Genomic DNA, 3542 nt, shown 5'->3' on the forward strand with positions numbered 1-3542 from the left:
CTTGTACGTCTGATCTCACTGGTTCCGTCCTTGAACCCTCCATGAGACACCTTTGTGAAAGCGGCTTACGGGAAAACTGTACGAGCCGTTTGAGCGGCGGACGGAGGCCAGCCCTGCGGGGCGCCTCCTCCGACCCGACACCGTGAGTGTGCGTCGTCGGGATGGCGCCGTCCAACGGCGCGATAAAGCGCAAGTTCCGGGTGTCGCGGTATGCGTCCATCGTTCGGTACCGAGATCCCCAGCCTCCGTAGCCGCGGCGCCCCGACTGCGACCAGCAACGCCTCGACGCTAAGCTCCCCCCGGTCGAGCGCCTCGACGCCGGTCGCCACCAACTCCTCCCCAGGAATTCCGTCACCCGGTGCTGGCATGGAGTATGTCCTCCGCAAAACTTTCCACCTTCGCCCGGAACGCGTCCGGGTCGCTCCGGGTCAAGCTTCAGGTCCGCATCGACGGTGGTCGGTCGCCATCCGATCGTCACCGCACACGCGCCTCCGACCAAATAGACGCGACCCGGCCCCTTGGCCAAGCGGCCAATGCCCTGCATCAGCCGTTCTATCTTCCTCGCGTCGCTCGCAGCTCGCATCAGAGACCCGCTGCATGCTCGCCACGCCCATGGGGCCGTATAGGGACGCGTCGAGGGTCCGTCTTCCTGCCCGGCATCGAAGGGTGCCCGCTGAGCATGGCCTCACCCTATCACATCCATACTGTTACCACGGAACTTGGCTCGACAACGAGCCTCATCGCTCCGCCGCAGCCTCCCTCCCGGCGATGAGGCCCTGCACGGTGCAGCGGCCCATGCCGTGCTGGTTGAAGCCGCCGGCGGACTCGCCGCCGCAGTAGAGGCCGGGGATGATCTCGCCGTTCATGTCGAGCACCTGGCTTTTCTCGTTGATGCGCAGGCCGGCGCGGCTGTCGTGGACCAGGGGAGTGCCCCAGGCGGCGTAGAAGGGCGGCTTCTCGATCTTGTACTTGGGAGAGGGCTTGCCGAAGTCGTCGTCCGTGCCGGAGTCCACGAAGCTGTTGTAGCGCCGCACCGTGGCCTCCAGGGCGGCGCCGCTGATGGGCGCTGTCTGCCAGGGGTTCTCGATTGCGGCGGCCAGGTCCGCCAAGGTGTCGGCGCTGAAGAAGTATCCGTCCGGATCGACGTACGGCGGGGTCACCTTCCAGCCCTCGCGTTCCACCGCGCCCGCGTCGAAGATGGCCCACACCGGTCCGCCCGAGTAGTCGGGCGCCTTGGAGCCGGCGTTCATGGCCACGGCGGCGTTGAAGAAGTTGGAGTGATGGGGGTCGTACTCGATGTGGGTGTTGCGGTGGTCGCCGGGTGTGTACGGGTCGATGTCCTTGTGCTTGTTGCCCTCGGGGTAGTCTCCCTGGGTCTCGTCGTAGAAGCGCTCGCCCACCTGGTTCACCAGGATCAGGTCGTGCCAGTCCTTCACGGACAGGCCCGCGGCGCGCACCAGCGGGAAAATGGGGCTCTCCAGCTCCCACGTCATGTAGTTCCAGCGCGTGCCCAGGGCGCGCTTCACCCGGATGTTGTCGCCGTTCTCCAGGACTTGGTTGGCCAGGCCCCACAGGGACGCACCCACGGCCATGGCGGCGATCTCGCCGCTGCCGTCCTGGTAGGTGTAGGGCTCGCCGGCGACCTGGTAGACGTCGGTGAGCCGGGGGTCGAACATGCGCCGGAAGTTCACGTTGCTGGTGCTGCCGCCGGTGGCGACGATGACCGCCTTGTGGGCGCGAATGGTCAGGTCCGGGTCGGTGCGGTCGATGTTGCCGTCGGAGCGGTAGCTCCGGAGCGGCGTGGTGCTCCCCGGCATGACGGTGGGCGTGTGCTCGGCGGTGATGCCGAGGACCCGCCCGGACGCCCCTTCCCGGATGATGGAGGACATCTTGTAGTTCAGCAGGAATTTCACGCCCTTCTCCCGGGCGCTGTTCTCCAGGGGGCGCACCAGCCCGGTGCCGGGCCGGGCGTTGGGACTCTCCAGGCTGGCGCCGTGCTCCCAGAAGGTATGGTTTTCCCGGTGCGCCGAGTTGCCGGTGGAGTGGGCGCCGCGGCTGTCGGGGGGACCTTCCTTGAACTTCACGCCGTTGGCCACCAGGAACTCATAGGTTTCCGCGCAATGGTCGGCGAATGCGCGGATCACCGCCCGGTCGCTGTAGCGGTAGTCCGGGGAACCGTTGACCTGCACCACCGACCAGTCGGTGAGGTCGGCGAAGACCGTGTCGGGCGAGTCCTCGATGCCGTGCTCGCGCTGGATGCTGGTGCCGCCCCCCAGCGGTACGTTGCCGCCGCTCAGGATGGCGTGGCCGCCCACGTCGTAGTTGGTTTCCACCACCAGGACGGACGCGCCGGCCTCCGCCGCGACGATGGCGGCGGGCAGTCCGGTGGCGCCCGATCCGATGATGACGACATCCGCCGAAAGGTCCGGTTCCTTCCGTAACCCTGCTGATTCCTGTGCCATCGAGTCTTACTCCTTCCTTGATCGGCTCCGCGGATTCGTCGCGCTCACCTGAACGCGGGTATGACCTTGGTCGCGAAGAGCTCGACGCTGCGAAGCTCGTCGTGGGTAAAGTAATGGATGAATTCCGTGACGCCAAGCTCCACGAAGCCCATGATACGTTGAATGCACTCCTCCGGGGTCCCCGCGATGCGGGCGTCGAGGTAGGCGGTGTGCGGCAGCGCCAGCGCCTCGGCGGCGCGGTCGTATGCCTCCCGGTCCTCGCCGATGATCGTGCCGGCCCACAGCGAGCGTCCGATCTCCGCGGGATCGCGCCCCGCCTCTTGGCAGTGTCTTTCGAGAAAACCCAGCTTCCGCCGGTACTGCGCCGGGCTGATGGGAGTCTGGATGTTCCAGCGGTCGGCGCACCGTGCCGCCACCCGCAGCATCGTCCGCGATCCGCGGGCGCCGATGGTGATGGGCGGGCGGGGCGTTTGCAGCGGCTTGGGGCTGCAATAGGCGTCCTCGGTCCGGAAGTGCTTGCCCTGGAAAGTGACGGTCTCCTCCGCCCACATGCGTTTGACGATGGCCACGGCTTCGGTCAACTGCCCCGCGCGCTGATCCATGCCCGGGAAGGCAAAACCGTAGGCCGTGTGCTCTTCCTCGAACCAGCCGGCACCCATGCCCAGCTCCAGCCGTCCGCCGCTGATGACGTCCAGGCACGCGGCCATCTTCGCCAGCAGCGCCGGGTTCCGGAACGACACGTTGGAGCAGAGGGTGCCGAGACGGACGCGCCGGGTCAGCGGCGCCAGCGCCGAGAGGGTCACCCAGGACTCGTAGAAGGGGGCGGTAGGCGGCGGCAGCGGATGGAACAGTTTGGAGGTGAAGAAGTGGTCGTTGAGCCACACCGAGTCGAAGCCCAGCTCCTCCGCCCGGAGCGCCACCTCACGGATGTGGTGGAAATCGACCCCGGTCTGGATGGGGGTTACACCGAAGGATACTCGTGGGGCCATGGACGGGAGGCTAGATGGACGCGAGCTTCTTCAGGATGGCGTCGTGTGCGATCTGCTCTGATTCAGTGCCCTCGAAGATGACGCCGCCCAA

General features: G+C 66.8%; 2 protein-coding genes. Both read right to left on the minus strand.

The window, feature by feature from the left end; genetic code table 11:
• Positions 1-737 precede the first annotated feature (737 nt).
• Entirely contained in the window at positions 738-2462 is a 1725-nt protein-coding gene (locus tag OXF11_00365; GenBank protein MCY4485560.1) for an FAD-dependent oxidoreductase, read from the minus strand.
• Between the two features lie 44 nt (positions 2463-2506).
• Positions 2507-3451: a TIGR03560 family F420-dependent LLM class oxidoreductase gene (locus OXF11_00370; protein MCY4485561.1), complete on the minus strand. Its 945-nt coding sequence runs from the start codon at positions 3449-3451 to the stop codon at positions 2507-2509.
• Between the last annotated feature and the right edge of the window lie 91 nt (positions 3452-3542).

The organism is Deltaproteobacteria bacterium, assembly GCA_026712905.1.
GTDB lineage: Bacteria > Desulfobacterota > Binatia > UBA9968 > JAJDTQ01 > JAJDTQ01.

What these genes read in the sequence shown, in the direction of transcription:
- OXF11_00365 (MCY4485560.1), bottom strand. Translation starts at nt 2,462, where the DNA reads ATGGCACAGGAATCAGCAGGGTTACGGAAGGAACCGGACCTTTCGGCG.
- OXF11_00370 (MCY4485561.1), bottom strand. Translation starts at nt 3,451, where the DNA reads ATGGCCCCACGAGTATCCTTCGGTGTAACCCCCATCCAGACCGGGGTC.